The following is a 26,779-nucleotide window of genomic DNA, read 5'->3' as shown; positions in this document are numbered from 1 at the left end:
GCGCAACTGTCATCCGCTTGTCTCCGAACGCATCTAGCATCGCTGTCGCGGCGTACGTTGCCCATGGTGGCGTGTTCTCGCTCGCGGTGCCCGTGGGCGGAACACCGGCTATTGCCACAAAACGGGGGGTTAATGGGTTCCTGGGGCCTGCGCGCCGTGATCTGGCTGCTGCTGGTTTGCATTCCAGCTCAAGCAGGCGTGTCGGCGTCGTTGCGCGCGATGGGCCCCGCTCACTCGCACGCTGGCGCCCCTACGCTGCTTCAGGTGGCGTATCAGTGGGCGAAGCACACAGTCAATGTGGTCGGTTTCGACCACGCCACCAGCCATTGGCGCGAGCATGCTGGTTCCGGATTGGCGCACCATGACCATGACGCCACGGACACAACTGTCGTTTTGGTGGCCGACCCTGGCGACGCGGGCTCCGGCGCCGGTCCAGCCGGTGGAAAAGTCAGCTCCATCGACCTGCCAGCCATCTTGCCCTGCGAACTGGTGAGTCCAGTAGCACTGGTGACACTCTGTTTTGCCTGGGCAGTAGCTGTGGCGTTCAATTCAGTCGTCACACGGCTTCCGTACCGCCCACCCCGCTGACTCTGGCGAGCGCGGGCACTTCCAGCACCGCGGCCTGCGTGTTCCCGACGCAGCGATATTCGCTCCAATCACATTGCAGTCCCGATTGCGCGTCGCGCGATCGGCGCTTTCACACGCGCTCAAGCATCGCGCGATGCGTGCTGGGCCGAAAAGATGATCATGCACAACAACCACGTACGGTCGGGACACCCGAGCCGCCGCTATACGAACGCCCATCGGTCGCAAGCCTCTCAATGGTTGACAACGGCGACTGTTGCCGCCGCATCCATGGCGCTCACTCCCACAGCTTGGGCGGGTGGCGAGCAAACTCTTGAAAAGGTTGTCATCACGGGCACCTCCAACTTGCAAGGCGTTGCGGACTCTGCCAATGTTGGCACGGTAGGGCAAAAGCAGCTCGAGGCGCGAACGGTTTACCGGCCCGGCGAACTGTTGGAATCGACGCCGGGTCTGATCGTCAGTCAGCACAGCGGCGAAGGCAAAGCCAACCAGTTCTATTTGCGCGGCTTCAACCTGGACCATGGAACCGACTTGCGGACATCGGTAGACGGCATGCTTGTCAACCAGCGCAGTCATGGCCACGGCCAGGGTTGGACCGACCTCAACTTTCTGATCCCTGAACTGGCGACCGGCCTTCGGTACAAGAAGGGGCCCTACTACGCAGAGGAGGGCGACTTTGCATCCGCCGGAGCCGTTGACATCGCGTACGCGAACGAACTGCCACACGGCATTGCCAATATCGGCTTAGGTCAAAACGGCTACCGCCGGTTGCTGTTGGCCGATTCACCCTCCGTAGGACGGGGAAAGCTGCTTTACGCCCTCGACGTTCAGCGCAATGACGGACCCTTCGAGCGTCCTGACGCGTACCACAAGCTCAACGGAGTGCTTCGCTATGCGGCGGGTGACAAGGCCAACGGCTGGAACGTAACGGCCATGGGGTACAGCGCAAAGTGGAACGCTACCGACCAAATACCGCTGCGAGCTGTGCAAAGCGGGCAGCTCGGTCGCTTTGACTTGATCGATCCGACCGACGGCGGTCAGGCCAGCCGGTACAGCTTGTCGGGAGCATGGCACCACAGCACCGAGGGGTCATCCACAGAGATCACCGCCTATGCAACGCGTTGGAAGCTCGACCTGTATTCAAACTTCACCTACTTCCTCGACAACCCGGTCGACGGTGATCAGTTCAATCAGCCAGACAACCGAACGATGACAGCGATCAACGTGCGCCACGTCTGGTCTTCAAATTGGTTCGGCAAGGCAGGAGAGAACGAAGTTGGGCTGCAAGTTCAAAATGACCGTATCAACAACGGGTTGTTCAATACCAAGGCGCGCCATCGGCTTTCCGTCGTGCGGCGCGACAACATTGTCGAAAGCAGTGCAGGCGTGTGGTTTCAGAACGCGACACCCTGGGCGAAGTACTTTCGGACGGTCATGGGCTTGAGGGCCGATAGTTTCAAGTTCAAAGTCCGTAGTGATCTCCAAGTGAATTCGGGTGCAGCGAACGACACGATCCTGAGCCCCAAGCTGAACTTCATCTTCGGTCCGTTCGACGCCACGGAGCTGTATGTGAACCTGGGTAGCGGCTACCACAGCAATGATGCACGGGGTACCGTCATCAGCAAAGATCCGAAGTCCGGTGAGCCAGTAGACAAGGTGACACCCCTGGTGCGCTCCAAAGGCCTCGAATTCGGTATGCGGACGTCGTTCATTCGGGGTCTTCAAACTTCTATATCGGTCTATCGACTCGACTTTGCATCGGAGCTGCTGTTCGTCGGCGATGCCGGAACGACGGAGGCGGGCCGCCCCAGCCGCCGAACGGGTTTTGAGATCGCGAACTTCTACAAACTGAGCGACTGGTTGACCGTGGACGCCGATGTTGCCTTTGCAAAGGCGCGATTTCGCGATCAGGCCGCCGAGGGGGACCGCATTCCTGGTGCCGTAGAAGGTGTTGCCTCCATGGCGGTAGCGGTTGACAACCTAGGGCCCTGGTTTGGCGCTGTGCAGGTTCGCTACTTCGGTCCACGGACGTTGTTGGAAGACAACTCGGTCCGTTCCAAAAGCAGCGCCACCGTGAATGCACGTGTCGGCTACAAGATTGCGCCGGCCGTGACCCTAGAGCTCGAGGTCTTCAACCTGACGAACAAGCAGGTTTCGGCCATCGACTATTACTACACCTCTCGTCTTCCCGGCGAGCCGCCTGAAGGCATTGCAGACAAGCATTTCCATCCGATCGAATCGAGGTCGTTTCGGATCGGATTGAACATGGCGTTCTAGCCGACAGCCAAGCGTTTTCCAAAGGATGGAGTCGGCGCTACATCGGGAACGACGTAGCGCCGAGTTCTGGACTAGGCGTCGTTCTCATCCTTATTTGCCACGATGCCGACGCCTGTGCTTGTGGGGGATGCGCTTCTGGGGGCTCGCTCTCTTGGTCTTGCGCGACAGGCGCCACAGCACACCGGCCGCAATGACCACGCCGAGCAGCCAGAGCAAGACGATTTGGCTGATGAGGCCTTTTGGAAACCACTGGCCTTCAACCCACATACCGGTCTTCGTCCATGGCGATCTATTGAAACTGCGTCTTCTTGCGCCGCCCGTCACGCTCCAGTGAACGCGTCGACATGGGAGGCGACATGCTGCTGTCCGCCGCGAGCATGTCGATGATCGGACAGTCAGGCCGCTCATCGCCGTGGCAGCAGCGCACGAGGTGCTCAAGGGTCGCCTTCATGGCCAGCAGTTCCTGCGCCTTGGATTCGAGCGCCTCGATGTTAGCCTCTGCCAGCGCTTTGACGACGCGGCTTGAGCGGCGTCGGTTATGCCACAGACTGACCAGTTCGGTGATCTCGGCGATGGAGAAGCCCAGGTCACGCGCCTGGGGGATAAAGCGCAGGGTATGGACCTCGTTGTCGCCGTACTGCCTGTAGCCCGATTCAGTGCGGCGCGCCGCCGGCAGCAGGCCGACTTGCTCGCAGTGCCGGATCATCTTGGCCGAGACCCCCGATTCGTCGGCGGCCTGGCCGATGTTCATGACTTGCATCGCTTGCTCCTTGATACCTGAAACCGTGCCTCAGCTCGCCGGCCAGCGCCGCAGCAACAGCGCGTTGGCGACCACGCTGACGCTGCTGAACGTCATCGCTGCCCCCGCCATCATGGGGTTCAACAAGCCGAAGGCGGCGAGCGGAATGCCGACGAGGTTGTAGATGACAGCCCAGATGAGGCCCCGCTTGATGGTCCCGTAGGTACGCCGGGAGATGTCCAGCGACGCCGCCACGAGCAATGGATCCCCCGCATCAAGGTGATGCCGGCGGTTTCCATGGCCACGTCAGTACCAGCTGCCATGGGGATGCCCACGTCGGCGGCTGCCAGGGCCGGAGCATCGTTGATACCGTCGCCGACCATGGCCACTGCCTTGCCTCTCGCGCGCAGTTGCGCCACGACGTCGGCCTTGCCGCCGGGCAGGACCTCCGCATGGATCTGACGGATGCCGAGCGCCTGACCCACGGCCAGCGCTGCCCTTTGTGTCGCCGGTCAGCAGCACTGTGTCGATGCCTAGCGCATGCAAGCGGTCCACGGCTCGTTGCCGATGGCGACGATCTTGGAGCCGTCGCGAGCGGAAAGCGTTTCACTCACCTTGAGATAGACCGCCCGGCCGAACCGGTCTTCACGTGCCATCTTGCCGTCCTTGAAGACATAGAGTGTGCCACCGTCGTCGAGTTCGACCTTTGCCTTCACGATGCCTGAGGTTTCCAGCGCATCGCTGGCAATGGCAGGCAACGCCGCCCCGACGAAGGCGGTGGACACGGCGAGAGCGATGACGAATGACTTCATGATGTTTCCATTACTGGTGGCAGTGCTTTGAGCACGATGCAACTCTAGAAACCAGACCAGGATGACGCACCGTCGCTCACATGACAAATTTGTCAGATCACGGCATCGCGCGGGAGCGGTGGTCGCAACCGTTCTAAGCATGGAAAGGCCAGCGGCATGCCGACGCTTTCGCTGCGAGTAGATCTGTTGTCGACAACCGTCTGACGCTCGAGAGCGGCTCCCGACGCTGCGCCCCTTGGAACACAGAGGGCGTTTCAGGCGTCGCCCGCCCTGTGCTGCATCGTCAAACCAACGCGGGTTCCTTCGCCGCCGGACGTTGCGAACGGCTCACCGCCGTGCATGCGGGCGATCGCGGCCACGATGGACAGGCCGAGCCCGTGGTTGACGCTGGCCATCGCTCGCGCCGGGTCAGCGCGGTAGAAGCGGTCGAACAGGCGTGGCAGGTGTTCGGGCGGGATACGCGGACCCCGATTGGCCACGGACAGCTCGATCACGCCAGGCCTTGGCGATTCGATCCGCACCTGGATCGTGGAATGCGGAGTTCCGTAGCGCGTGGCGTTGCCCAACAGGTTGGACAACGCGCGCTTAAGAAGGGACGCGTCAAGATGTCCGACGCCGTCCCCCTGGATGACCACAGTCAGGCCGGCCTCGGCGAGTGCGGCTTCGTGATACTCCACCACATCCCCGGCGAGCGCCGCGACGCTGGGCACCAGCTGGCAGCGCGCAACGGCACCGCTGTTGGCGTGCGAGAGAAAGAGCATGTCGTTGACGATGCCTGTCATGCGGCGCAGCTCTTCCAGGTTGGAACCCAGCAAGTCAGCCGTAGCGTGCGGAAGAGACGGGTCACGCAGCGCGACCTCGGTGCTGGTGATCAGGGTTGCCAGCGGCGTGCGCAACTCATGGGCGACGTCAGCGTTGAATCCCTCCAATTGGGCGTAGGCGTGGCTCAGCCGGGCCAGCAGCGCGTTGAACTGCTTGACCAGCGGTTGCAGCTCTCGCGGCTGCATGGAGCCGTCCAGTCGCTCGTGAAGCTTCTCGACGGCCAGGTGGCGCGTCTGTTCGACGAGGTGGTGCACGGGCCCCAAGCCGCGGCGCACAAGCAAAAAACTGCCCACCGATACGATCACCGCCCCGATGAGTGAAGCAGTCATCAAGGTCAACCCCAGGCGCCGGAGAAATTTTTGGTCTGCAGAGATGTTCAAAACCATCTCCGCCGCCAGGGGGGCGCTCGCCGGCTCCCAGTGCTCAAGTTGGAAGGTGCTGCGTTTGATCGGTCCAAAGGCATGCGCTGAGGCGGCGTTTTCGTACAGCATGCTGCCGTCAGGCTGGCGCAGCGCCAGTGCGAGATCGCGGTGGCCAAGGAAGAAGTCATCGAGCTTGTGCTTGAGCGACGGCAGGTCTCGGTCACCCCGAGCCTCGGACAGAACGTGTTCGATCAACTCGCGCTTTTGCTGGAGAGATTCGGCCTGTCGAGAGTCCAGATCCAGGGCGGTCAGTACATAGACGACCACGGAAACAAGCGCCAGGCCGAGGAAGGTCTGGCCGGCAAGCCAGAGGGACAGGCGCTGGCCAAGGGCGAGTGGCACCTTGCGGCCCGGGTGCCGGTTCACAGTCGGTCTTCCAGCACGTAGCCCATGCCCCTGACGGTATGCAACAGCGGCCGCTCGAACGGGACGTCGATCTTGCCGCGCAGCCTGCGGATCGCGACCTCCACGACGTTGGTTTCGCTGTCGAAGTTCATATCCCAGACCTGCGACGCCAGTTCCGTGCGGGACAGGACTTCACCCTGGCGACGCAGCAGCAGCGTCAAAAGGTTGAACTCTTTGGCGGTCAGGTCGAGCCGCTGCCCCGCGCGGGCCGCCTTGCGTCTGAGCAAGTCCACCTCAAGGTCCGCCACCTGCAGGGTGGTGGCCTCGACAACGGCGCGCGGGCCGGCACGACGAAGCAGGACTTGGATGCGGGCGAGCAATTCTGAGAACGCGAAGGGTTTGCCGAGGTAGTCGTCCGCGCCGGTTTGCAGGCCATGCACCCGGTCATCGACGGCGGAGCGCGCCGTCAACATCAGCACGGGCGTCTGCTTCGTCCGGCGCAGCGTGGCCAGCAGGCTGAGGCCGTCGATGCCCGGCAGCATGCTGTCCAACAACAGCAGGTTGTGGTCACCTTCTAGCGCGAGATGCAATCCCTCAATGCCGTCGTTGGCAACTTCTACGACGTAACCGGCTTCGGTCAAGCCCTTGCGCAGGTAGTCCGCCAGCTTGATCTCGTCCTCAATGACCAGCAGCTTCATACCGACCATTTTGTGAGGAACCGGAATTGCTGTAGATGACAAATTCGTAATGTTAGAGACGGACCTCTGTGCGTGGAAGCTCTCTACATTGCACCGCATGGCGCCTCAGACCGGCGCCTGACAACCACCCACAAAAGCCGCTTCACCAATGGTCATTATTGGGCTCTGCAGGGCAAGTGCACGCAAGTTTGGCCCGGCGTCGGTACAGCCGCCCTTCAACAGCAGGATCACTTATGACTGAATTCTTCACGCGACATTGTGTGGTTGCGGCATGGACGACGCTCGCCGTTGCGGCATCCACCAACGCGCAAGCCCAGAACCAGACCGACGCGCCCAAGCCGGCTGTTGCGACGCAGCGCGCCGACCCGGCGGATGCCCGGGCCGACGTGCCGCGTTTGGTCTACCGATCACCCATGCAAGGTTGGCGCCCCTACGCTGACACCGAGCCCGCCCCCTGGGTCGAGACCAACAAGACCGTGGCCGCCGTCGGGGGCTGGCGCGTCTACGCCAAAGAAGCTCGCCAACCTGATGTGCCGGATGCGCCTGACGCCGCGAGCGCGCCTGCGTCCGCCGCGAAGCCCGACGCGAAGGCCGACACAAAGGCCGACGCGACCAAGCCTCAGCCCGCTGGGCACGCTGGCCACAAAATGAACTGAGGACGACGCATGAGCCCGATCACCTCTTACCCCACCCTCCGACGTTTAAGAACAGTTGCATTCGCTTTCTCCCCGCTGCTGCTGGCCGGTTGCGCCACCCTCAGCGCCGATGGGGGCATGCAGCCCATCCAGGCCACTGCCAAGCAATACCTCGGCCCGAACGTTGACGTCCTGAAGACCAACGCCGATCAGGATCGGGTCGCCACACGTGTCGTCGAGTTGCTGGCACAGCCGCTAAGCGCTGACAGTGCAGTCCAGATCGCGCTGCTGAACAACCGTGGCCTGCAGGCCAGTTTCCAGGAACTTGGCATTGCCGACGCCGAGCTTGTTCAAGCCAGCCGGCTGCCCAACCCGGGTTTCAGCTTCGGCAAGCTCCGCCAGGGTGGCGGCCGGGAAATCGACCGCACCTTCTCATTCAATTTGGCGCACCTGATTGCGCTGCCGCTCACTCGCCAGTTGGAATCGCGACGTTTCGCGGCGACCCAGCGCGCCGTGTCGCTGGAGATGTTGTCGCTGGCTGCGCAGACCCGCAAAGCCTTCTACGCTGCTGTAGCCGCCGAGCAAACGGCGCGCTACATGCGCGACGTGCGAGCAACCGCAGACGCTGGCGCCGAGCTGGCCAAGCGGCTGACCTTGGCGGGCAACTTCAGCAAGCTACAGCAAGCGCGTGAGCACGGATTCTTCGCGGAGACGGCGCTCAACTACGCCCGAGCCGAACAGAACCGCCTCGGATCGCGCGAACGTCTGATCCGACTGCTGGGGCTGTGGGGCGCCCAAACGCAGTTCTCATTGCCGGATCGCCTGCCTGATTTGCCGGCCGAACCACAGGATCAACCGGACGTTGAGAGCGTGGCAATGGCGCAGCGCTTGGACGTGCAAGCGGCCAGGCTGCAAGCCGAGGCGACCGCCAAGAACTTGGGCCTCACCAAGGTCACGCGCTTGATCAACGTGCTGGAGTTCGGCTACCAGCGCAACACGTTCAACGAGGCCCCCCGCGAGACAGGCTACGAGGTCAGCGTCGAGATCCCCTTGTTCGATTGGGGCACGGCGCGCGTCGCGCGCAGCGAGGCGGTGTACATGCAAAGCGTGCATCGTGCAGCGCAAGTGGCTGTCGAGGCGCGCTCAGAAGTGCGTGAGGCCTACGTTGGCTACCGGAGTAGCTACGACATCGCGCGCCACTACCGCGATGACATCGTGCCCACCGCCAAGCGCGTTTCCGAAGAGAACGTCCTTCGCTACAACGGGATGTTCATCAGCGCTTTCGAGCTGCTGGCCGACGCGCGCGCTCAGATATCCGCCGTGAACGCAGCCATCGAAGCGCAGCGGGATTTCTGGATGGCCAAAGCCGATCTCGACATGGCGCTGGTCGGCAAGCCCAGCCTTGGCAGTGGCACAGCCGCCGAAATGCCAGCCGCTGCAGGTCCGGCCCACTGATTCAGGAGCAAGAATAATGGTTTCTCGACGCAATTTCTTCCGCAACGCCGGCGCCGTCACAGCGGCGGTTTCGGTGGCCTCGGTCAGCCGCGTGGCGATGGCTGCGCTGCCGGAGCCGGTGCTGCAGACCAAGCCCGACACCATGGCGCCGCTCCTGCCCACGACCGGGAGGCCCTACAACCCGGTGGTGACGCTCAACGGATGGACGTTGCCGTGGCGCATGAATCAGGGAGTCAAGGAGTTCCATCTGGTGGCTGAGCCCGTTGTGCGTGAACTCGCGCCGGGCATGAAGGCGCACCTGTGGGGCTACAACGGCCAGTCGCCCGGGCCCACCATCGAAGTGGTCGAAGGTGACCGCGTGCGCATCTTCGTCACCAACAAGCTGCCCGAGCACACCAGCATCCACTGGCACGGTCAGCGCCTGCCCAATGGCATGGACGGGGTCGCCGGGTTGAACCAGCCCAGCATCATGCCGGGCAAGACCTTCGTCTACGAGTTCGTGGCACGCCGCCCCGGCACCTTCATGTACCACCCACATGCGGACGAGATGACGCAGATGGCGATGGGGATGATGGGGTTGTGGATCACTCATCCGAAAGCCAAGCACCCGTTGATCGACGAGGTCGACCGCGACTTCTGCTTTCTGCTTAATGCCTTCGACATCGATCCTGGCACCGCCACGCCCAAGATCATGACGATGCTGGACTTCAACCTGTGGTGTTGGAACAGCCGGATCTTCCCGGGCATCGACACGCTGAACGTGCGCAAGGGCGACAAGGTACGCATCCGGATCGGTAACTTGACAATGACCAATCACCCGATTCACTTGCATGGCCACGAGTTCATGGTCACCGGCACCGATGGTGGCCCCACCTCCAAAACCAGTCGCTGGCCCGAGGTGACGACGGATGTGGCGGTGGGTCAGATGCGGCAAGTCGACTTCCTGGCCGACGAGGAAGGCGACTGGGCTTTGCACTGCCACAAGAGCCATCACACGATGAACGCCATGGGCCACGACGTGCCGACGATGATTGGCGTCGACCATCGCCAAATCGTCAAGCAGATCACCAAGCTCGTGCCCGACTACATGGTCATGGGCGAGCGTGGCATGGCTGATATGGGCGAAATGGAAATGCCCTTGCCCGACAACACCGTGCCCATGATGACCGGCAAGGGACCGTTCGGCGGCGTCGAGATGGGCGGGATGTTTTCCATCCTGAAGGTGCGCAAGAACCAGAAGGCGGGCGATTACACCGATCCGGGCTGGTACCAGCATCCCAAGGGCGAGGTCGCGTTCGAGTGGACCGGCGCGCTGCCCGAGCCGGCGCGGTTCGCCGCTGAAGGTGGCCAGTCCATGCCACGCAAGACGACTTCACCGCCAGCGGAGGTCAAGGTCCGCAAACCCACGGGCCATTCCGGCCATTGACTGCATTTGAGTTGAAGCAACTGCGCCAATGACAGGCGCCTTGAAGGAGGTCCTTATGAAACTGAAATCTCTCTCCAGCATCGCCGTCATGGTGCTTAGCATCAGTTCTGGCGCGGCCTACGCCGGCGGCGACCATGCCGGTGGCCATGGGCATGACGGCGACATCATCGGCAAGCCTGGCGTGGCCGGGAAGACTACGCGCACGGTCCAGATCGACATGACCGATGCCATGCGCTTCACGCCCTCGAGCGTCCAAGTCAAACGGGGTGAGACGGTGCGCTTCGTGGTGAAGAACTCCGGCCAGCTTAAGCACGAGATGGTGCTAGGGACCGAGAAGGAGCTCAAGGAGCACTATGAGGTGATGAAGAAGAATCCAGAGATGGAGCATGCCGACCCCAACATGGTCACGGTCGCTCCGGGCAAGACTGGTGAGATCGTGTGGCAGTTCACCAAGGCCGGCAAGATTGACTTCGCCTGCCTGCAGCCAGGTCATTACGACGCCGGCATGAAGGGCTCCGTCAATGTCGCGGGCAAGGCGGTTAATGCCAAGCCGAACGGCCATGCAGACCACAAACACTGAACACCGGCGCCAGGTGCTGCTGTTCGGCGTGGCCTTGGCCCTGCTCCCCCGATTCGTCTGGGCACAAGCCAGTTCGCAGCCGCCCGTGATGACGGTCTGGAAAGATCCGAGCTGTGGCTGCTGCAAAGTCTGGGTCGAGCACCTGCGCTCGAAAGGCCTGGATGTGCTTGTGCGAGACACCGGGAACGTCGCCGCGCGTCGCCGACTTGGCGTACCGGCTGGCCTGTCGTCCTGCCACACGGCCGAGGTTGCTGGCTATGTCGTCGAAGGCCACGTGCCGGTGCGCGAGATCCAGCGACTGCTCAAGGAAAAGCCCGACGCACTGGGCTTGACTGTCCCTTCCATGCCTGTCGGTTCGCCCGGCATGGACGGTCCTGAATACGGCGGACGCAAGGACGCTTATCAAGTGCTGCTGATGACCAAAGACGGCGGCACCCGTGTTTATCAAAGTTACCCCTGAAGGAGATTGACATGAATGCATCCAAGAAACTCACCTTTGCCGCCGCCGTCGGCGTGACGCTCGCCGTAGTCGCTGCGCTGCCTGCGCGGGCGCAGACGATGGATCAAAGCAAGACGCCCACGGCTTCCTCCGCGGCGGCCGACATGACCGACGGCGAGATCAAAAAGGTCGACAAGGACAACAAGAAGCTCACCATCAAGCACGGCGATATCAAGAGCCTTGATATGCCGGGCATGACGATGGTGTTCCAGGTGAAGGACCCCGCCATGCTGGAGCAGGTGAAAACGGGTGACAAGATCCGCTTCAAGGTCGAGAAGGCCAACGGCGCCATGGTCGTCACCGAAATCCAGGCGGCCGGCAAGTAAGCCGCAGGGTCTAGCGACCCGGCCCGAGCCGCCTTGATCCACATCAAGGCGGCTTTGGCGGTTCACTTGTGAGGTGCCCATGTGGGAAGTTGGGCATTGACCTTGCCCCGCTGGCAAGGTGGACAGTCGGTATGGCGCGGCGCCAACGGCGCGCTCGCCGTCATGTAAATCAACTGTCCAAGGGAAAGACATGAACGACAAGCCTCACCACCCCGTCGCTGATATCGAGCCGCTCCCGGCCAATCAGGACGCTCGTTTTTCAGCGGCCGTCTATTCGTGTCCGATGCATCCTGAGGTTCGCCAGGATCACCCAGGCAACTGTCCCAAGTGCGGCATGACGTTGCAGCTAGCGACGGATGACAACGCTCAAACAGGTCACTCGCATCACGCCACCTCGCCGTCCGGACCGATGCATCCAGGTGCGCCAGAGATGCGAGGCGCAGAGAGCAACCTGAGCCTCGCAGCCGACACCGTCTACACCTGCCCGATGCACCCGGAGATCCAACAGGAACGCCCGGGAAACTGCCCCAAATGCGGCATGACGTTGCAACTCGCGACGCAGGGCAACGCCCAATCGGATCACTCGCATCACGCCACCTCGCCGACCGAACAGGCGCAGCCTGAAGCGCCAGAGATGCCCGCCGCAGAGAGCAACTTGAGCCAGGCAGCCGGCACCGTCTACACCTGCCCGATGCACCCGGAGATTCGACAGCAGCGCCCGGGAAACTGCCCCAAGTGCGGCATGACCCTGGAGCCGCTGCTGCCGTCCCTGGACGAGGACGAGAACCTCGAACTGCGTGATTTCCAGCGGCGCTTCTGGGGAACGCTCCCGCTGACTTTGATCGTCACCACGCTCGCCATGCTCGGCCACCGCCTGCAGTGGTTCGAGATGGCAACGCAGAGCTGGATCGAACTGGTTCTTACGCTGCCCATCGTGTTGTGGGCGGGATGGCCATTCTTTGAGCGCGGCTGGCAGTCCGTCGTGCATCGCAGTCTGAATATGTGGACGCTGATCAGCCTGGGGACAGGCGCTGCCTTCGTCTACAGCGTCGTGGCCACCGTGCTGCCGGAGATGTTCCCGCAATCGTTCCAGGCGATGGGACGGGTTGCGGTGTATTTCGAAGCTGCGGCAGTCATCATTTCCTTGACCTTGCTCGGGCAACTTCTCGAACTGCGCGCCAGGTCACAGACCTCGGGCGCGATCAAGGCCTTGCTCGGCCTAGCGCCCAAGACTGCCCGGCGCATTGATGTGCGAGGGCAGGAAAGCGATATCCCGCTGAACGAGGTTCATGTTGGCGACCTGCTGCGCGTGAGGCCGGGTGAGAAGGTGCCCACTGATGGCGTCGTCGTCGAAGGCAGCAGTTCCGTTGACGAATCCATGTTGACCGGCGAGCCGATGCCGATCGTCAAGACGGCTGGCGACCGGTTGATCGGCGCGACGCTGAACGTGAGCGGCGCACTGGTGATGCGCTCGGAGCGGGTGGGCTCGTTGACGATGCTGTCGCAGATCGTGCAGATGGTTGCCGAGGCGCAGCGATCTCGGGCACCGATGCAGCGCATGGCCGACCGCGTTGCTGGCTACTTCGTGGCAGCCGTGCTCTGCATTGCACTCCTCACATTGCTGGTTTGGGGACTGTTCGGTCCCGAGCCGAGCTGGGTGTACGGTCTGATCAACGCCGTCGCGGTGCTGATCATTGCCTGCCCCTGTGCGTTGGGCTTGGCCACGCCAATGTCCATCATGGTGGCCACGGGGCGCGGGGCTGCCAAGGGCGTGCTCTTCCGCGACGCTGCGGCGATCGAGAATCTTCGGCGGGTGGACACGCTGATCATCGACAAGACCGGGACGCTGACCGAAGGACGCCCGGTCTTCGATCGCGTGATTCCTGCGGCGGGCGAGGCCGCTGAAGACGTGCTCCGCTTGGCGGCAAGTCTGGATCAGGGCAGCGAACACCCGCTGGCTGACGCGATCGTTCGTGCGGCGCGCGACAAGGGGCTAGAACTCGACAAGGCGCAGGAGTTCGAATCCGGCTCGGGCATCGGAGTTCGTGGTCTGGTTGCCGGTCGCCGCCTGGCGCTGGGCAACACCGCGCTGATGAGCGAGGTCGGCGTCGAGGTCGAACCGCTGCGTGCGCAGGCCGAGTCTTTGCGGCTCGAAGGCGCCAGCGTGATGTATCTGGCAGCCGACCAACAACTGCTGGGTTTGCTTGCGGTATCTGACCCCGTGAAAGCCAGCACGCCAGAGGCGCTGGAAGCGTTGAAGGCAGCTGGGGTGCGCATCATCATGGCGACGGGCGATGGCCTCACGACGGCAAAGGCGGTGGGCTCTCGCCTGGGCATCGACGAGATACACGGCGAGGTCAAACCGGCCGACAAACTGGCACTGGTCACCAAGCTGCAGGGCGAGGGCCGCGTGGTTGCCATGGCGGGTGATGGCATCAATGACGCGCCGGCACTTGCCAAGGCCGATGTCGGCATCGCCATGGGAACTGGAACGGACGTTGCGATGAACAGTGCTCAGGTGACGCTGGTTAAGGGCGATCTTCGCGGCATTTCGGTGGCACGCGATCTATCGGACGCGACGGTCGGCAATATGAAGCAGAACCTGTGGTTCGCTTTCCTCTACAACGCGCTGGGGATTCCCGTTGCGGCCGGGTTGCTATATCCGATGACCGGCTGGTTGCTGTCGCCGATGATCGCTGCGCTCGCGATGAGCCTGAGTTCAGCTTCGGTGATCGCCAACGCCCTTCGCCTGCGTCGCAGCTGAGAGGTGACGGGATTTCAACAACAAAGGAGACCTAATGAAGATTTCGTTCACTCCACGAATCCTGGCTGGTATCGCGGCACTGGCTGTGTGCGCACAGGCGCGGGCTCAACTTATCGAGATTCGCTTCAACGAGCAGGGACGCTTCGAGCACAGCGCGCCCGTGGCGCCGGGCAAGTTCGTCGAGATCTGCAGCAAGCTCAGCAAAGGGCAGGTGCTGCCTTGGTCCTTCAAGTCGGATCAGCCGATGCAGTTCAACATTCACTATCACGAGGACAAGAAGGTCGAGTTTCCGGCGAAGCTCCAGAGCGCGACCTCTGCCGAGGCGCATCTGGATGTGCCAGCCGACCAGCACTACTGCTGGATGTGGGCCAACAAGGGCAGCTCCGAAGTCAGGCTGAGCTTCTCGGTGCAGAAGTGATGGCCATGCGGTACCTGGCCACGGCAAGAGGGGTTTAGCGATCCACGGGGCCGTGGAAATGTCAACGTCGGATGCCGGGTGCCGCGCCCCGTCTTCAGTTGCCTCGCGGCAATCGCGGCAATCGCGGCAATGAGATTACGGCGGGGCAATGCAACCTCTGTTCGCCGACGCGCAGACGCGAGCGCCCTGGAAAACGCATGCTGCCGGGTTCAGCCTCCACTCATCCCCGTCGTACAGCAATCGCGCATTGGCCCGCCCGCGTCGTTGAACGGTTCGGCCTGCGGTTGATGTGGATCAATGGGTGCGCGTCGCCCGCGCGTAGCATGGTTTACACGCAAGCCGTACGAACATGACGCCCTTCTCGAACTTCCGCACCAGACGTATCACCGCCTTCTTGGCGCTGCTGGTATGGGCATTTGCGCTGACTTTCGGAATGGCGAATGCTTGCCTGCTAGAGACGGCAAACAAGCATGTCCATGGCGCTCAGTGCCACGTGTTCACTGCTCATCACGCTCATGCCATTGATTCGATGGAAGCTCTGGCCGGTGCCGTCGCCCAGGACCATGACGACGAAGCGGATGCCACGAAGGAGTCATGCCTAAAGGCCTGCGAGGATGGCTCGAACGTGCCGATCAAGCTTCAGGCGGGCGTGGACCTGACCGATCTAGGCCTCGCAGCCTTCGTTGTATTTGCATGGAATGCCGCGACCCCTTTCGCCTCGGCACCCAGCCGGTTCGATGAGCGTCAAGTCGCCGTCGCGGGACTGCCTTTCAGACTGCGCTACTCGCGCCTGACCTTGTAGCCGTCTGATGACGGCAAGTGGCGGGCGCGCCGACGCACGCCCCGTCAGCACCGCCATCGCCCAGGCCGTCATCGCTGGGTTCTTTGAGCCTTCTGCACCTTGATGTGAGCGCTGTTTGCATGGACGGTGGTCGCTTGGCTGCGTATTCGACTTGCGGATTGACCCACACACCCGCCTTCTGGAGCACCGAATGAATCACGACCTTCTTCATCATGACTCTAACCCAGCACCTTTCTGGCGATCTCGCTATGCCATCGGCTTGCTCGTCATGGGTGGGATCGCAACGTACTTTCTGCTGAGCGAACACCGCGCCCACTTCCTCGGCGCGTTGCCACTTCTGCTGCTGCTGTCGTGTCCGCTGATTCACGTCTTTATGCACCACGGCCACGGGGGTGGCGGCGGTGGCCACGCACATCACCACGGTGGCGAGCCTCGCCCCAACCCATCTGCATCGACCCCGACACCCCCGACGGGAGACCGACCATGAACCACGATGCACCTGCTTACGGGCTATGGGCGCTGGTCGTCTTCAATTCGGGCATCTTCCTGATGTTCGCGTTCAGCTTCTTCAAGCCAAACACGGCACGCGACTGGCGCACATTCGGGGCCTTCGCCGCTTTCATCGTTGCGCTCTTCGTCGAGATGTATGGCTTTCCGCTCAGCATCTATTTGATGTCGGGCTGGCTGCAGACGAAGTACCCGAATCTCGACTTGCTGTCGCACAACAGTGGTCACTTGTGGTCGACACTGCTCGGCGAAAAGGGTGACCCACACTTTGGCGCGCTACACATCGCGAGCTACGTGTTCCTGGGCTTCGGCTTCTACTTGCTGTCCAGCGCGTGGAATGTCCTCTATCACGCGCAGCGCCGCAACGCGCTGGCCACCTCCGGCCCCTATGCGCGCATCCGCCACCCGCAGTACGTCGCCTTCGTCCTCATCCTGATGGGCTTCCTGCTGCAGTGGCCGACGCTGCTCACGCTGCTGATGTTCCCGATCCTGCTCGTCATGTACGGACGCCTTGCAGTAACGGAAGAACGGGAAATGCGTAGGCAGTTCAGCGCCGACTTCGATGCCTACGCTGCACGCACGCCTCGCTTTTTTCCTGCTTGGCGGAAACCAAATGCAGCACAGGCCTGAAGACTTGAACCCCTTTGTCCAAGGGACCCACGATGCAACCATCAGCTTCGATGTCAACGGCATGGCGTGCGTCGACTGCACCGAGCAGGCCCGCGCATGAGCAAGAAGAAGCACAAGCGCAGCAACGAGACCAGCGAAGCGGATGTCATTGCAGTGGGTTGGGCCCAGGTTAGAGACAAGTTATCGCATGGGCTTGAGCTGACGCGCAACGGCGCTTCGTCGCTGGTGCGCGTCTTCGTCGACTACAGCCTGCCGCTCAACGCACTGGGGTCCTGGCTCGGCTTCTGGCTCAGCGCCGTCCACGCGCGCTGGTGCACAAGACAGATGGTCATGGGTGCCGCCAGGCAATTCAACTGATGTGCTTCTCGGCCACTGCCAGTTTCTCTGCGGGTGTGGTGCTGCTCGGGATCGGGGCGCTCACGCTGAAGGCAGCGCAACGCCCGTGCGAATGGCCGTTCGCCGCCATCCCGTTGCTGTTTGCGTTGCAGCAGCTGATCGAGGGCGTGATCTGGCTGACCTTCAGCGCCGAGGCGCCTCTGCTGAACACGGTGATGACGCACGCGTATTCATTCTTCTCACATGTGCTGTGGCCGGTCTACTTGCCCGTGGCCGTGCTGATGATCGAGCCGCCCGGTGCGCGCCGGCGCACACTGACGGCGCTTGTTCTGGTGGGGTCAGCCGTAGGCATCTACCTGCTTTACGTGCTCGTAGCCTTCCCGGTGGTATCGCGACCGACAGGCCAGCACATCGAGTACGACTCGCCTCACTTCTTCGCCGCAGCGGTGATGACGCTTTACCTGATCTCCACCACCGCGAGTCCACTGGTGTCCACGCTTCGAGGCGTGAAGGTCTTCGGTGCTCTGGCACTGCTGTCGTTCGGCGCCGCTTACTACTTTTATGCGACGTGGTTCATCTCGGTCTGGTGCTTCTTCTCCGCCCTGTTGAGCGCCGTCATCTATCTCCACTTTGCAAAGCGACCCACCGAACACGACGGCTCGCAGCAGGTGCATACAACCCCTTCGATCAACCCTGACACTTTGGAGAAAAGAACATGAGAAAACGAATAAGAGCCCTGACGCTCACCGCAACGCTGGCCTTGACTCTGCCGATGAGCGGCTGCGGCTACAACACCTTTCAAACGACGGACGAGCAAGTCAAAGCGAGCTGGTCCGAGGTCATCAATCAGTACCAGCGGCGCGCGGACCTGGTGCCCAACCTGGTTGCTACCGTCAAGGGTGAGGCAAAGTTCGAACAGGAAACACTCACCAAGGTGATCGAAGCGCGCTCCAGGGCAACTTCCATCCTGGCCACGCCAGAGCTGGTCAACGACCCCGCTGCGTTCCAGAAATTCCAGGCCGCCCAGGGCGAGCTGACGGGAGCGCTGTCGAGGCTGATGGTGGTCTCTGAAAACTACCCGAACCTGCGTGCGAATCAGGGCTTCCGCGATCTCTCGGCTCAGCTGGAGGGCACGGAAAACCGCATCACGGTGGCGCGCAACCGCTACATCAAGTCGGTGCAGGAGTACAACGTGACGGTGCGGTCGTTCCCGTCCAACCTCACCGCGATGGCAATGGGCTACAAGGAAAAGGCCAACTTCGCGGTCGAGAACGAAAAGCAAATCTCGAAGCCGCCAAGCGTTGGGTTCGATACGGCACCGGCCAAAGCTGGCGGAACTGCATCCGGGGCGGCGCAGTGACCACCGGTTGGATGGCGCGGGCAAGAGGCAGAACACTGCTGCTGGCCTGCGGGCTCGGCTGGTTCGCGCTTGCCGGTGCGCAGGTGCCGGTGCCACCGCTGACCGGACACGTCACCGACCAGACCGGCACGCTGACCGCGGAGCAGACGACCGCCTTGGAGCAAACGTTGACAGCGTTCGAAGCCAGAAAGGGCAGTCAACTCGCCGTGCTGATGGTCGCCTCCACAGCGCCGGAGGAAGTCGAGCAGTTCGCTCTGCGGGTGGCGGAAAAATGGAAGCTCGGCCGCAAGAAGGTTGACGACGGAGCGATCTTGGTCGTAGCGAAGAACGACCGCGCCGTCCGCATCGAGGTGGGATACGGCCTGGAGGGTGCCCTGAACGATCTCACCAGCAAACGCATCATCAGCGAGACCATCCTTCCCCGGTTCAAGGCGCAGGACTTCTCTGGCGGCATCACGGCCGGCGTCGCGCAGATGATCAGCGTCGTCGACGGGGAGCCCTTACCGGAGCCCAGCAACACTCCGGCCACGAGCATTGGCGGCGTTCAGCAATACGCGCCTGTGCTCTTCATTCTCGCCCTCGCTGTGGGCGGTGTACTGCGCGCCACGCTTGGCAAGGTTCCCGGTTCTTTGGTCACCGGGGGTGTGGTTGCGGTGATTGCTTGGTTCGTCGTTGGTGCCGTTTCAATGGCCTTGGGAGCAGGTGTGATCGCACTGTTCATCACACTGCTCGGCGTAGGAATGGGCGGGCGCGGCAGGGGTGGCTTGGGTGGTTACTACGGCGGCGGGCGAGGCGGTGGAGGTGGCTTCAGCGGTGGCGGTGGTGGCTTCGGCGGCGGTGGCGCGTCAGGGAGGTGGTGATCATGGAAGCCCAACGCATCTTGAAGCACGTGCTGACGACACAAGGCCGGGTTACTCGGGCCTTTCCCCCAAGCGCGTTGAACGCGATCGAGAAGGCGATCAAGTCCAGCGAGACCACCCATGCCGGCGAGATCCGGTTCGTTGTCGAAGGTGCATTGGATGGCATGCCGCTCTTCAAAGGGCAGTCACCCAAGGAAAGGGCCATCGAACTCTTTGCGCAACTTCGAGTTTGGGATACCCAGCACAACAACGGCTTGCTGATCTATCTCTTGCTCGCCGATAGAGCGGTAGAGATCGTGGCGGACCGCGGCATCCACGCCAAGGTCGGCGCCGACGAGTGGCGCAAGGTCTGCCACCAGATGGAAGCAGCGTTCAAGACATCGAACTATGAAGTCGGCGTGCTCAGCGGCGTGCAGGCGGTGACGCAGCATCTCGTACGCCATTTTCCTGCAGATGATCGTGGGAATGAACTGCCCGATAAGCCGGTGGTGCTGTGAAGAACAAGGATCGAACCCGGCGCCGTGTCGCTGCCGGTATTCCCGTGGCAGTGAGCACCGTGAGTACACGCGACCCATCGCATAACGCTGCGACCTGGATGCTGGCGGCTTGCGGCGTCTGGCTGGTGGTGCTGGGCCTTTACTTCATCTTTCTGCGACCGCCCTTGTTGCCAGAAGACACGCGCTTCATGGGCAGCTCGCTTGATCGGGTTCGGGCGTCGCTGCCTGGCCTGGAGGGGTGGCTGCGGCGGGTGTTCACGGTCATGGGGGGGTTCATCGCGGGAGCGGGTGTGCTCACCGTCTTCGTGGCCTGGGTTGCGATGCCGCGGGGACTGAAGAGCGTCTCGTGGGCCATCGCACTGACAGGGGTCCTGACCGTGGCGCTGATGAGCGCGATCAATTTCGACCTCAACTCAGATTTCAGGTGGCTGTTGCTCGCTCCCCCACTGGTTTGGCTGGCAAGCCTCGTGCTGCATATCGCGAGGCGGTAGGGACATGGCCGCAGACGCGCTTGGCCGGCGCCGGCCGACGGCAGTGACTACGTTGCCAATCGCCAGGGCCGCGATGCTGCTGCTGGGCGCCATGGTCGGGGCGTGTGTTCGGTAAAGAATATTGTTCGGGCCACTCTTGGTCTACATTTGCAAAGCACTCGAGGCGCCTTTCCCGATACACCGGAGCGAGCCTATGCCCCGTGGCCAAGATCCACTATCCAACCAGTTGCTCGCCGCGCTGCCCCCAGCCGAGTGGCTGCGCTGGCAGCCTTTGCTCGAAACCGTGGATCTGCCGCTGGGCCGCGTGCTCTACGAGTCCGGCAGTGTGCTCAGCCACGTATATTTCCCAACTACGTCCATCGTGTCGCTGCTCTACGTGATGGAGGACGGCGCTTCGGCCGAGATCGCGGTGGTGGGCCATGAAGGCCTTGTGGGGGTCTCGCTCTTCATGGGCGGGGAATCAACCACCAGCCGCGCCGTGGTGCAAAGCGCTGGCCGGGGTTATCGCTTGCGTGCGGCGGTGTTGAAGGAAGAGTTCAGTCGCAGCGGTCCGGTGCTGCATCTGCTGCTGCGCTACACGCAGGCCCTGATCACGCAGATGGCTCAGACCGCAGTCTGCAACCGCCACCACTTGCTGGACCAGCAGCTCTGCCGCTGGCTGCTGCTGAGCTTGGACCGGCTCAGCGGCAATGAACTGGCGATGACCCAAGAGCTTATTGCCAACATGCTGGGCGTGCGTCGGGAGGGCGTCACCGAGGCGGCACTCAAGCTGCAGGACGCCGGCCTGATCCGCTACGCGCGCGGTCACATCACCGTGCTGGACCGGGCAGGCCTGGAGGAGCGCAGCTGCGAGTGCTATTCGGTCGTGAAGGAGGAATACGACCGGCTGCTGCCCGAGCGAGCCGCGAGCTGAAGTGGCACCCACCGGCCCGGCTTGTTATCAATGGGGGGCGCGGACAAAGCTTGGACTGGTTAAGGCTACGCTGATGCTGCTTTGGGAGGAGTAGGCCAGCGCCAACCCGCTGGCCTGCAAATACACCAGCTTCTGCATCAAATACCGCGAGTCGCCAAGACGCAACAGCGCTCGATGCGCCAGGTGCACGTCGCCGGAGAGAAGCTGTTCATCGACTACGCCGGCGACACCAGCCCCATCGTCGATGCAGGCACCGGTGAGATCTCGCGCGCCCAGATCTTCGTGGCCGTCCTCGGGGCCTCGAACTACACCTTTGTTTTCGCCGCGCCGCGCAGACCAGCCCGTTGATGCGCGCCGAGTGCAGCAAGCTCATGACGGCCGCTGCTCGCTTGCCCGCGCGCAGACTGCCGGCGAAGAGCCAGTTTGAGCGCCCGAGCGATCGGTCTGATCTGGTTTTCGACCCAGTTGTTGTCGATGGGCAGCCGCCCGTCGTCGAGGTAGCGCGTGAGCGCTTCCCACCGTTGTCGGCTGTAGTCGAGCGCCTTCGCGGTCGCCGACCCGTCCGGCACCTTCTGCCGCTGCTCGTCGAGCCACAGTTTGAGCGCATCGGCGACGGGTTTGGCCCGCTCAAGGCGCTGTGCTCGGCGCTCAGTGCTGTCGAGGTCCGCCACATCCCGCTCGACGTCGTACAGCGCCTGGAAGAACTTCAGCGCCTGCTCGCCCACCTTGGTCTGGTGGTTGACTCACAACTCGTGGAACTTGCGTCGGGCTGGCGATGCTCGTGGCGCAGTCGACGCTGCTGCTGTCATCGGTGCAGCCGTATCGATCAGCGCTGACTGGCTGCAGCATTTTCGGGCTCGGCCTTGGCACTGGCGTCTCATCACTAATGCCCGGCGGTGGGTCGCTGGGATTGATGATCGCCGTGGTTGCAACAGGGGTCGGAATGGTAGGTCCCGTCCTGTCCTATGAACTGCTTGAACGTCAGTCGGCGAAACCGGGGAAATTGCTGGGTCAGCAGGCTGCTGCCGGGAACCAGGGGCAGGCGCTTGGTTCGACGGATGCGGGTTCACTTTTCACGCTGACTCCGATGATGCCGTTCTGGGCCGCCGCCTTGATATTGCTGGTCGGCGCGGCGCTTTCGCTGTGCTGATGGGGGCCGGCCCGTAAGGGAGAAGTCGCCGCCCGCGAGACGGGCGAAGCCAAATCCGCCGTCAGATGACGCGCCGGCACCTTCGGAATCCTCTTGGGCTACGCAGAGGCGAGATCGTTTACTTGTTTAACGTTGTCCTACTGAACAACCGAGGGACCAATCTTGGCGCCATGTGCAGCATCAGGGCATGCCAAGAGTCCGCATAGGCGTCGGTTTCGTCGCGCTGCAAGCGGGCGGCCACCACCCCATCGTCCAAACCGGCGCGTTTGAATTCGGCGATCACAATCTCCGCGTCACCGCCGTCGCCAGGCAACGGCGGGCCGAGTTCACCGTGCTCCGCCAAAGCCAGCAAGGTGGCCTCCGGAATCGCGCTGATGGTGCCCGGCGCCATGAGGGACTGGATATAGAACGTGTCGGCTGCGGCCGAGTCATTGCCGCCGCTGCTCGCCCAGAGAAGGCGCTGTGGCCGGGCGCCTGCACTAGCCAAGGCTTGCCATCGCGGCGAGGCCAGCAGTTCGACATGGGCACGGTAGGTACGCTTAGCCATGGCCAAGCCCAGCCGCTGTTGCGGGCCAAGCGGCAAGCGCCGCTTGACCACCGGGTCCCAGCGGCTAACGAAGAGCGAGGTCACACAGGCCACGCGTGGGCTCAAGCCCGCAATCAGGCGCCGCTCAATACCTCGGGCATAGGCCCGAGAGGCGGCCAGGTAATGCTCGCTCGAAAACAGCAGCGTGACGTTGACTGGGATGCCCGCGAAGATAGATTCCTCGACCGCCTCCATGCCCACCGCCGTGCCGGGGATCTGGATGAAAAGGTTGTCGCGGTTGGCTGCGTCATGCAGCGCGGCAGCGGCCTGAATGGTCCGGGCGGCGTTGTGGGCCAGCAATGGCGAAACCGCCAGTGACGCCCAGCCGTCTAGCCCTCCACTCTCCTCGAAACTCGGCTGCAGCTCGTCGGCGGCGGCGCGCAGGTCCTGCAGCGCAAGCCTGAAGAAGAGCGCTTCGACGGTGTCACCGTGGCGCGCCAGTCGAACGATGTCGTCGTCATACGCGCAGCCGTGGCCGAGAGCGTGCTCGAACAGGGTTGGGTTCGACGTCAAACCGCTCACGCCAAGAACGCGGATGTAGTACGCCAGCGCGCCGTCAGTCAACAGCTCCCGGCTGACCTGATCCAGCCAGAGGCTCTGGCCGCGCTCTCGCAGGAGGTGAAGGGTATCGCTCATCGTGCCTCCATGGGTTTGGCGAGCACGGACGACAAGTTCAACTCGAACGGCGCAATAACTTGAACTCCCCGACGCTCATCTGCGCGCAAAAAGAACAAGGGTGCGGTCATGCAGTGCTCCTGTGACGACGATGACAGAGGCCGGAGCGGTCCCCAAGGCGGACTCTCGGCGCTGCATCCGGAGGTGTCTGTGCGCTGACAGACAGACCTCCGGCAGGGTCCTGGACACACTGGCTCGCGGCTTTCCGCCAGCTTCCTAGGACGCCCCATGCAAACCACTCATCCGGTCATCCTGACCCTGAACGGTGGCTCGTCCAGCATCCGTTTCAGCCTTTATCGACTCGGCGACAAACTTGAGCGGCTGCGCCACGGCAAGCTGGAGCGTATCGGCATGGGCTATTCCCGAATGGGCTTCAGCGCCGCTGACGGCCGGTGGGTCGAAACGCCCAGCTCTGCCACCGACTACCGCAGTGCAACCGGCGAGCTGATGGACTGCCTCGCCGCCGAAAACCTGCTGCACACCGTGAGCGCCGTGGGCCACCGCGTTGTGCACGGCATGGGCCACACCGAGCCCCAGGCGGTCACGCCCGAGTTGATGGCCGACCTGGCCCGCGTCGTCGACGTCGACCCCAATCACCTGCCCGGCGAGATCGAGCTCATGCAGGCCTGCAGCCAGCGCCTGGCCCACATCCCGCAGGTCGCCTGCTTCGACACCGCCTTCCACCACCAAATGCCTGCCGTCGCCCGGCTGATGGCCGTGCCGCGCAGGCTGCAGGCGCTGGGCGTGCAGCGCTACGGCTTCCACGGCTTGTCCTATGCCTACCTGCTGGAGGAACTGGCACGCACCGCCGGCACCGACGCGGCAGCCGGCCGCGTGATCCTCGCCCACCTAGGTAACGGCGCCAGCATGACCGCCGTGCTGAACGGCCACAGCATCGACACCAGCATGGGTTTCACGCCCGCCAGCGGGCTGCCCATGGGCACGCGCTCCGGTGACATCGACCCCGGCCTGGCCCTGTATCTACAACGAACCCAGCACATGACGCCAAGCCACTTCGACGCCATGGTGAACCAGGAGTCGGGCCTGCTGGGGCTTTCGGAGACCAGCGCCGACATGCGCGACCTGCTCGCCAGCGAGGCCAGTGACCCGCGCGCCGCCGAAGCCGTGGCGCTGTTCTGCTACCAGGCCAAGAAGCTCGTCGGCTCCTACGCCGCCGCGCTGGGCGGGCTGGACACGCTGGTGTTTGCTGGCGGCATCGGCGAGAACGCGGCGCTGGTGCGAGCCCGCATTTGCGAAGGCCTGGGCTTCCTCGATCTCAAGCTGGACGAGGCCCGCAACGCCGCGCACGCCGACTTGATCTCCGCCGACTTGAGCCGGGTGCAGGTGCGCGTCATTCGCACCAACGAGGCGTTGATGCTGGCGCGCTCGGTCTGCCGTGTGTTGGGCTACTCATCGCAGCCCGACAAGGCCCAGGCGTGACCCCGCAAGAGCTGCGGCTGATCGACGACTACTGGCGCGCCGCTAACTATCTGTCTGTCGGCCAGATCTACCTGTGTGACAGCACACTGCTGCGCCAGCCCCTGGCGCCGGGCGACGTGAAGCGCATGCTGCTCGGCCATTGGGGCAAGACGCCGGTGCAGAACTTCATCTACGCCCACCTGAACTGCGCGATCCAGACGTACCAGCAGGACCTGATCCACATCTGCGGCTCGGGCCACGGCGGGTACAACTGCGCCGGTGTCGAGCATGTAATGGGCTTTTGCTGGAAAGAAGAGCACGAAGAGCTAATGCACTCGGTGCCGCCTTTCGAAAAAATGCTCGTCAACTTGGGCGTCAAGCTGCTCAAGCAATACCTCAACATCGACAAGGACGGGCGGGTGAGTCGCCTGGCCGAACGCCGCCGTGACCCGCTTAAACAGTGGAAGACCAGCCCCATCGACGCGGTGGCGGTCGAGCACTGGAGGGCGTACTTTGGCGGCGCGCGCCGCGGTGCTGCTGCCGCGACATCCTTTTCCGGTTGCACTAAGCCGGCAAGAAGAACAAGCTCGTCCAGCCCGACGCAAACATCGCGTTCGAGTTCACACCCGACTGCATCCAGTCGCAGCGCCGGGCGCGCTGACCTTCATCAATGACGACCGAACACCCAAGGAACCCCATGAAAACCAGCGCGATCGAAGTGCACGACATGTTGTCCGTATTCAGCGTTGACGAAGTCGAGAAGCGCATCGGCGAGATTCCCGGCGTGCAGAGCGTAACCGTGAACTTCGCAATCGGAAACGCCACAGTGCGCTACGACGAGACACAGATCGAACCGACCGATATCAAGTCAGCCGTGCGCCAGCGCGGATTCGATCCCGCTTCGCCAGCTGACGGCCCGGCGGGCGATGGCGACGAAGGTAAACCGGCATCGGGTGCGCCGCCTGCGGCGATACCGGCTTCACCGCCGACAGGCGCAGCACCTGCTTCGCCCAATGCCTCACAAGACACTCCAGCCCCTCCCGCCGCCGCAGCACCTGACAAAGCGGCTGTCTCTGCGGCGCCTGATGTCCGACCGGCCGAGCCGTCCGTCGAACCCGACGCTGCGGCATCCGACGGTGCTGCGGGTGACAAGCCGAAAGACAAGGCAGCACCGGAGAAGAGTTAGCACGCCATCTCACTCCCCGGTTTATCGCCGTACCGAGCACTGCAAACACCTGGCATTCGACCCAGCCAGTTCGCAATGGGCCAGCCACCGCTCCACTGGAGATCACCATGACCACAGCCACCGTTTCACGAACCACTGCCCAGGGTTTGCCGCCAGGGTTGAGAAGTGCGCAGGCAGCCGTTCAGCTGCCGGAAGTGCAGGAGATGCTGCGCAGACTGTCTGACCACGGCCTTGGCATCTTCATGCCGCACATGCACGACGAACGGACGGGCGACTTCCTGTCGCTCCCCGATGACGTCACGCAAGTGGAAGCCGGCCTCGAGGTGTCCTTTCAGCCCGCAGCAGAGATCGCCAGCCAGACCGACCGGTTTCTGCCTGTGGCCTGGGTTTGGCGTGACGGCATGTCGAGGCCGTCGGCGGTTTGCGAGATGGTGCGGAACGAGGACGGGCCAGACGATGAGGAGACATCCGTCAAACACAAGCATCCAACGCGGAACTGAAGGTATTCAGCCTCTCCGCGGGCTTTATGGCACCGGCATGGACCTCTGCACCTGAAGCCGACGA

General features: G+C 62.9%; 29 protein-coding genes and 5 pseudogenes. 27 read left to right on the top strand and 7 right to left on the bottom strand.

The features are described from left to right. Positions 1-156: 156 nt before the first annotated feature. Both ABIS05_RS22585 and ABIS05_RS22580 read left to right on the top strand, forming a co-directional pair. Positions 157-588: a hypothetical protein gene (locus tag ABIS05_RS22585; RefSeq protein WP_348013001.1), complete on the top strand. Its 432-nt coding sequence runs from the start codon at positions 157-159 to the stop codon at positions 586-588. 159 nt (positions 589-747) lie between these two features. Beyond that, positions 748-2,862 (top strand): TonB-dependent receptor domain-containing protein, encoded by a 2,115-nt coding sequence (locus tag ABIS05_RS22580; protein ID WP_348013000.1) that lies wholly within the window; start codon positions 748-750, stop codon positions 2,860-2,862. 289 nt (positions 2,863-3,151) lie between these two features. On the opposite strand, the gene cueR is transcribed toward ABIS05_RS22580, so the two are convergent. The 5 genes and pseudogenes from cueR to ABIS05_RS22555 form a co-directional block, all read right to left on the bottom strand. Beyond that, the gene (gene cueR, locus ABIS05_RS22575; RefSeq protein ID WP_348012999.1) at positions 3,152-3,622 is read right to left on the bottom strand and encodes a Cu(I)-responsive transcriptional regulator; all 471 of its coding nucleotides are present in this window, start codon (positions 3,620-3,622) and stop codon (positions 3,152-3,154) included. Positions 3,623-3,652: 30 nt separating this feature from the next. Further along, positions 3,653-4,159 (bottom strand): annotated as a pseudogene (locus tag ABIS05_RS22570) (HAD-IC family P-type ATPase); the annotation flags it as partial. Then, the gene (locus ABIS05_RS22565; protein ID WP_348013015.1) at positions 4,135-4,257 is read right to left on the bottom strand and encodes a CopK family periplasmic copper-binding protein; all 123 of its coding nucleotides are present in this window, start codon (positions 4,255-4,257) and stop codon (positions 4,135-4,137) included. The gene ABIS05_RS22565 and the pseudogene ABIS05_RS22570, both read right to left, overlap by 25 nt. A 410-nt stretch (positions 4,258-4,667) precedes the next feature. Further along, on the bottom strand, positions 4,668-6,023 hold the full coding sequence (locus ABIS05_RS22560; RefSeq protein ID WP_348012998.1) for a heavy metal sensor histidine kinase: 1,356 nt from the start codon (positions 6,021-6,023) through the stop codon (positions 4,668-4,670). Continuing rightward, positions 6,020-6,700 carry a heavy metal response regulator transcription factor gene (locus ABIS05_RS22555; RefSeq protein ID WP_348012997.1) on the bottom strand — a complete coding sequence of 227 codons (681 nt, stop codon included), beginning with the start codon at positions 6,698-6,700 and terminating at the stop codon, positions 6,020-6,022. Before ABIS05_RS22555 ends, ABIS05_RS22560 begins: the two co-directional genes overlap by 4 nt. Positions 6,701-6,933: 233 nt before the next feature. On the opposite strand from ABIS05_RS22555, the gene ABIS05_RS22550 reads away from it, so the two are divergent. The 19 genes and pseudogenes from ABIS05_RS22550 to ABIS05_RS22460 all read left to right on the top strand — a co-directional run. Then, a complete protein-coding gene (locus tag ABIS05_RS22550; RefSeq protein ID WP_348012996.1) occupies positions 6,934-7,356 on the top strand; it encodes a hypothetical protein in 423 nt (140 codons plus the stop codon). Positions 7,357-7,365: 9 nt separating this feature from the next. Continuing rightward, complete coding sequence (locus tag ABIS05_RS22545) at positions 7,366-8,790, top strand: TolC family protein (protein WP_348012995.1); 1,425 nt, start codon at positions 7,366-7,368, stop codon at positions 8,788-8,790. Positions 8,791-8,806: 16 nt separating this feature from the next. Next, a complete protein-coding gene (locus ABIS05_RS22540; protein ID WP_348013014.1) occupies positions 8,807-10,216 on the top strand; it encodes a copper oxidase in 1,410 nt (469 codons plus the stop codon). A 55-nt stretch (positions 10,217-10,271) separates the two neighbouring features. Beyond that, positions 10,272-10,796 carry a cupredoxin family protein gene (locus ABIS05_RS22535; protein ID WP_348012994.1) on the top strand — a complete coding sequence of 175 codons (525 nt, stop codon included), beginning with the start codon at positions 10,272-10,274 and terminating at the stop codon, positions 10,794-10,796. Further along, positions 10,777-11,256: a DUF411 domain-containing protein gene (locus tag ABIS05_RS22530; RefSeq protein ID WP_348012993.1), complete on the top strand. Its 480-nt coding sequence runs from the start codon at positions 10,777-10,779 to the stop codon at positions 11,254-11,256. Before ABIS05_RS22535 ends, ABIS05_RS22530 begins: the two co-directional genes overlap by 20 nt. Positions 11,257-11,267: 11 nt before the next feature. Beyond that, positions 11,268-11,621, top strand: coding sequence for a copper-binding protein (locus ABIS05_RS22525; protein WP_348012992.1), 354 nt, complete (start codon positions 11,268-11,270; stop codon positions 11,619-11,621). A gap of 190 nt (positions 11,622-11,811) precedes the next feature. Then, entirely contained in the window at positions 11,812-14,385 is a 2,574-nt protein-coding gene (locus ABIS05_RS22520) for a copper-translocating P-type ATPase (protein ID WP_348012991.1), read from the top strand. Positions 14,386-14,419: 34 nt separating this feature from the next. Further along, complete coding sequence (locus ABIS05_RS22515; protein WP_348012990.1) at positions 14,420-14,803, top strand: hypothetical protein; 384 nt, start codon at positions 14,420-14,422, stop codon at positions 14,801-14,803. Between the two features lie 349 nt (positions 14,804-15,152). After that, positions 15,153-15,605 (top strand): hypothetical protein, encoded by a 453-nt coding sequence (locus ABIS05_RS22510; RefSeq protein ID WP_348012989.1) that lies wholly within the window; start codon positions 15,153-15,155, stop codon positions 15,603-15,605. Between the two features lie 190 nt (positions 15,606-15,795). Then, positions 15,796-16,092, top strand: a complete 297-nt coding sequence (locus tag ABIS05_RS22505; RefSeq protein ID WP_348012988.1) for a DUF2933 domain-containing protein — start codon at positions 15,796-15,798, stop codon at positions 16,090-16,092. Then, positions 16,089-16,742: an isoprenylcysteine carboxylmethyltransferase family protein gene (locus ABIS05_RS22500; protein ID WP_348012987.1), complete on the top strand. Its 654-nt coding sequence runs from the start codon at positions 16,089-16,091 to the stop codon at positions 16,740-16,742. The genes ABIS05_RS22505 and ABIS05_RS22500 overlap by 4 nt, the downstream gene beginning before the upstream one ends. Positions 16,743-16,838: 96 nt before the next feature. Next, positions 16,839-17,099, top strand: coding sequence for a hypothetical protein (locus tag ABIS05_RS22495; protein ID WP_348012986.1), 261 nt, complete (start codon positions 16,839-16,841; stop codon positions 17,097-17,099). Next, positions 17,099-17,797 carry a DUF6629 family protein gene (locus tag ABIS05_RS22490; protein ID WP_348012985.1) on the top strand — a complete coding sequence of 233 codons (699 nt, stop codon included), beginning with the start codon at positions 17,099-17,101 and terminating at the stop codon, positions 17,795-17,797. The genes ABIS05_RS22495 and ABIS05_RS22490 overlap by 1 nt, the downstream gene beginning before the upstream one ends. After that, the gene (locus tag ABIS05_RS22485; RefSeq protein ID WP_348012984.1) at positions 17,794-18,438 is read left to right on the top strand and encodes a LemA family protein; all 645 of its coding nucleotides are present in this window, start codon (positions 17,794-17,796) and stop codon (positions 18,436-18,438) included. Before ABIS05_RS22490 ends, ABIS05_RS22485 begins: the two co-directional genes overlap by 4 nt. Before the next feature lie 11 nt (positions 18,439-18,449). Continuing rightward, a complete protein-coding gene (locus ABIS05_RS22480; RefSeq protein ID WP_348013013.1) occupies positions 18,450-19,298 on the top strand; it encodes a YgcG family protein in 849 nt (282 codons plus the stop codon). Positions 19,299-19,300: 2 nt separating this feature from the next. Then, entirely contained in the window at positions 19,301-19,795 is a 495-nt protein-coding gene (locus ABIS05_RS22475; protein ID WP_348012983.1) for a TPM domain-containing protein, read from the top strand. Beyond that, positions 19,792-20,286 (top strand): hypothetical protein, encoded by a 495-nt coding sequence (locus ABIS05_RS22470; protein ID WP_348012982.1) that lies wholly within the window; start codon positions 19,792-19,794, stop codon positions 20,284-20,286. The genes ABIS05_RS22475 and ABIS05_RS22470 overlap by 4 nt, the downstream gene beginning before the upstream one ends. Before the next feature lie 193 nt (positions 20,287-20,479). Further along, positions 20,480-21,199 carry a Crp/Fnr family transcriptional regulator gene (locus tag ABIS05_RS22465; RefSeq protein ID WP_348012981.1) on the top strand — a complete coding sequence of 240 codons (720 nt, stop codon included), beginning with the start codon at positions 20,480-20,482 and terminating at the stop codon, positions 21,197-21,199. 121 nt (positions 21,200-21,320) lie between these two features. Further along, a pseudogene (locus tag ABIS05_RS22460) lies at positions 21,321-21,523 on the top strand (IS21 family transposase); the annotation flags it as partial. 16 nt (positions 21,524-21,539) lie between these two features. On the opposite strand, the pseudogene ABIS05_RS22455 reads toward ABIS05_RS22460, so the two are convergent. Beyond that, positions 21,540-21,969: pseudogene (locus tag ABIS05_RS22455) on the bottom strand (transposase); the annotation flags it as partial. 5 nt (positions 21,970-21,974) lie between these two features. Here ABIS05_RS22455 and ABIS05_RS22450 point away from each other — a divergent pair. Beyond that, positions 21,975-22,349, top strand: a complete 375-nt coding sequence (locus tag ABIS05_RS22450; protein WP_348063336.1) for a hypothetical protein — start codon at positions 21,975-21,977, stop codon at positions 22,347-22,349. Between the two features lie 118 nt (positions 22,350-22,467). Here the strand turns inward: ABIS05_RS22450 and ABIS05_RS22445 are convergent, their stop codons facing one another. After that, a complete protein-coding gene (locus tag ABIS05_RS22445; protein ID WP_348012979.1) occupies positions 22,468-23,571 on the bottom strand; it encodes a transaldolase in 1,104 nt (367 codons plus the stop codon). 267 nt (positions 23,572-23,838) lie between these two features. Between ABIS05_RS22445 and ABIS05_RS22440 the strand changes: the two genes are divergently transcribed. The 5 genes and pseudogenes from ABIS05_RS22440 to ABIS05_RS22420 all read left to right on the top strand — a co-directional run bounded on the left by ABIS05_RS22440 (position 23,839) and on the right by ABIS05_RS22420 (position 26,715). Continuing rightward, the gene (locus tag ABIS05_RS22440) at positions 23,839-25,050 is read left to right on the top strand and encodes an acetate/propionate family kinase (RefSeq protein WP_348012978.1); all 1,212 of its coding nucleotides are present in this window, start codon (positions 23,839-23,841) and stop codon (positions 25,048-25,050) included. Continuing rightward, a pseudogene (locus ABIS05_RS22435) lies at positions 25,047-25,247 on the top strand (hypothetical protein); the annotation flags it as partial. The gene ABIS05_RS22440 and the pseudogene ABIS05_RS22435, both read left to right, overlap by 4 nt. A 48-nt stretch (positions 25,248-25,295) precedes the next feature. Next, positions 25,296-25,690: pseudogene (locus tag ABIS05_RS22430) on the top strand (polyphosphate kinase 2); the annotation flags it as partial. Positions 25,691-25,726: 36 nt separating this feature from the next. Then, positions 25,727-26,215 (top strand): heavy-metal-associated domain-containing protein, encoded by a 489-nt coding sequence (locus ABIS05_RS22425; RefSeq protein WP_348012977.1) that lies wholly within the window; start codon positions 25,727-25,729, stop codon positions 26,213-26,215. Between the two features lie 107 nt (positions 26,216-26,322). Continuing rightward, a complete protein-coding gene (locus ABIS05_RS22420; RefSeq protein ID WP_348012976.1) occupies positions 26,323-26,715 on the top strand; it encodes a hypothetical protein in 393 nt (130 codons plus the stop codon). The last annotated feature ends 64 nt before the right edge of the window (positions 26,716-26,779 follow it).

Origin of the sequence: Roseateles sp., from assembly GCF_039929605.1 — a bacterium.
GTDB lineage: Bacteria > Pseudomonadota > Gammaproteobacteria > Burkholderiales > Burkholderiaceae_C > Pelomonas.
The sequence above is the reverse complement of the archived record's forward strand: the minus strand, read 5'-3'. Positions and strand labels throughout refer to the sequence as shown.

Excerpts from the sequence above, each read along its gene's own strand:
- ABIS05_RS22580 (WP_348013000.1), top strand. The coding sequence starts at position 748 with ATGCACAACAACCACGTACGGTCGGGACACCCGAGCCGCCGCTATACG.
- cueR (WP_348012999.1), bottom strand. The coding sequence starts at position 3,622 with ATGCAAGTCATGAACATCGGCCAGGCCGCCGACGAATCGGGGGTCTCG.
- ABIS05_RS22565 (WP_348013015.1), bottom strand. The coding sequence starts at position 4,257 with ATGGCACGTGAAGACCGGTTCGGCCGGGCGGTCTATCTCAAGGTGAGT.
- ABIS05_RS22555 (WP_348012997.1), bottom strand. The coding sequence starts at position 6,700 with ATGAAGCTGCTGGTCATTGAGGACGAGATCAAGCTGGCGGACTACCTG.
- ABIS05_RS22550 (WP_348012996.1), top strand. The coding sequence starts at position 6,934 with ATGACTGAATTCTTCACGCGACATTGTGTGGTTGCGGCATGGACGACG.
- ABIS05_RS22545 (WP_348012995.1), top strand. The coding sequence starts at position 7,366 with ATGAGCCCGATCACCTCTTACCCCACCCTCCGACGTTTAAGAACAGTT.
- ABIS05_RS22540 (WP_348013014.1), top strand. The coding sequence starts at position 8,807 with ATGGTTTCTCGACGCAATTTCTTCCGCAACGCCGGCGCCGTCACAGCG.
- ABIS05_RS22535 (WP_348012994.1), top strand. The coding sequence starts at position 10,272 with ATGAAACTGAAATCTCTCTCCAGCATCGCCGTCATGGTGCTTAGCATC.
- ABIS05_RS22530 (WP_348012993.1), top strand. The coding sequence starts at position 10,777 with ATGCAGACCACAAACACTGAACACCGGCGCCAGGTGCTGCTGTTCGGC.
- ABIS05_RS22525 (WP_348012992.1), top strand. The coding sequence starts at position 11,268 with ATGAATGCATCCAAGAAACTCACCTTTGCCGCCGCCGTCGGCGTGACG.
- ABIS05_RS22520 (WP_348012991.1), top strand. The coding sequence starts at position 11,812 with ATGAACGACAAGCCTCACCACCCCGTCGCTGATATCGAGCCGCTCCCG.
- ABIS05_RS22515 (WP_348012990.1), top strand. The coding sequence starts at position 14,420 with ATGAAGATTTCGTTCACTCCACGAATCCTGGCTGGTATCGCGGCACTG.
- ABIS05_RS22510 (WP_348012989.1), top strand. The coding sequence starts at position 15,153 with ATGACGCCCTTCTCGAACTTCCGCACCAGACGTATCACCGCCTTCTTG.
- ABIS05_RS22505 (WP_348012988.1), top strand. The coding sequence starts at position 15,796 with ATGAATCACGACCTTCTTCATCATGACTCTAACCCAGCACCTTTCTGG.
- ABIS05_RS22500 (WP_348012987.1), top strand. The coding sequence starts at position 16,089 with ATGAACCACGATGCACCTGCTTACGGGCTATGGGCGCTGGTCGTCTTC.
- ABIS05_RS22495 (WP_348012986.1), top strand. The coding sequence starts at position 16,839 with ATGAGCAAGAAGAAGCACAAGCGCAGCAACGAGACCAGCGAAGCGGAT.
- ABIS05_RS22490 (WP_348012985.1), top strand. The coding sequence starts at position 17,099 with ATGTGCTTCTCGGCCACTGCCAGTTTCTCTGCGGGTGTGGTGCTGCTC.
- ABIS05_RS22485 (WP_348012984.1), top strand. The coding sequence starts at position 17,794 with ATGAGAAAACGAATAAGAGCCCTGACGCTCACCGCAACGCTGGCCTTG.
- ABIS05_RS22480 (WP_348013013.1), top strand. The coding sequence starts at position 18,450 with ATGGCGCGGGCAAGAGGCAGAACACTGCTGCTGGCCTGCGGGCTCGGC.
- ABIS05_RS22475 (WP_348012983.1), top strand. The coding sequence starts at position 19,301 with ATGGAAGCCCAACGCATCTTGAAGCACGTGCTGACGACACAAGGCCGG.
- ABIS05_RS22465 (WP_348012981.1), top strand. The coding sequence starts at position 20,480 with ATGCCCCGTGGCCAAGATCCACTATCCAACCAGTTGCTCGCCGCGCTG.
- ABIS05_RS22450 (WP_348063336.1), top strand. The coding sequence starts at position 21,975 with ATGCTCGTGGCGCAGTCGACGCTGCTGCTGTCATCGGTGCAGCCGTAT.
- ABIS05_RS22445 (WP_348012979.1), bottom strand. The coding sequence starts at position 23,571 with ATGAGCGATACCCTTCACCTCCTGCGAGAGCGCGGCCAGAGCCTCTGG.
- ABIS05_RS22440 (WP_348012978.1), top strand. The coding sequence starts at position 23,839 with ATGCAAACCACTCATCCGGTCATCCTGACCCTGAACGGTGGCTCGTCC.
- ABIS05_RS22425 (WP_348012977.1), top strand. The coding sequence starts at position 25,727 with ATGAAAACCAGCGCGATCGAAGTGCACGACATGTTGTCCGTATTCAGC.
- ABIS05_RS22420 (WP_348012976.1), top strand. The coding sequence starts at position 26,323 with ATGACCACAGCCACCGTTTCACGAACCACTGCCCAGGGTTTGCCGCCA.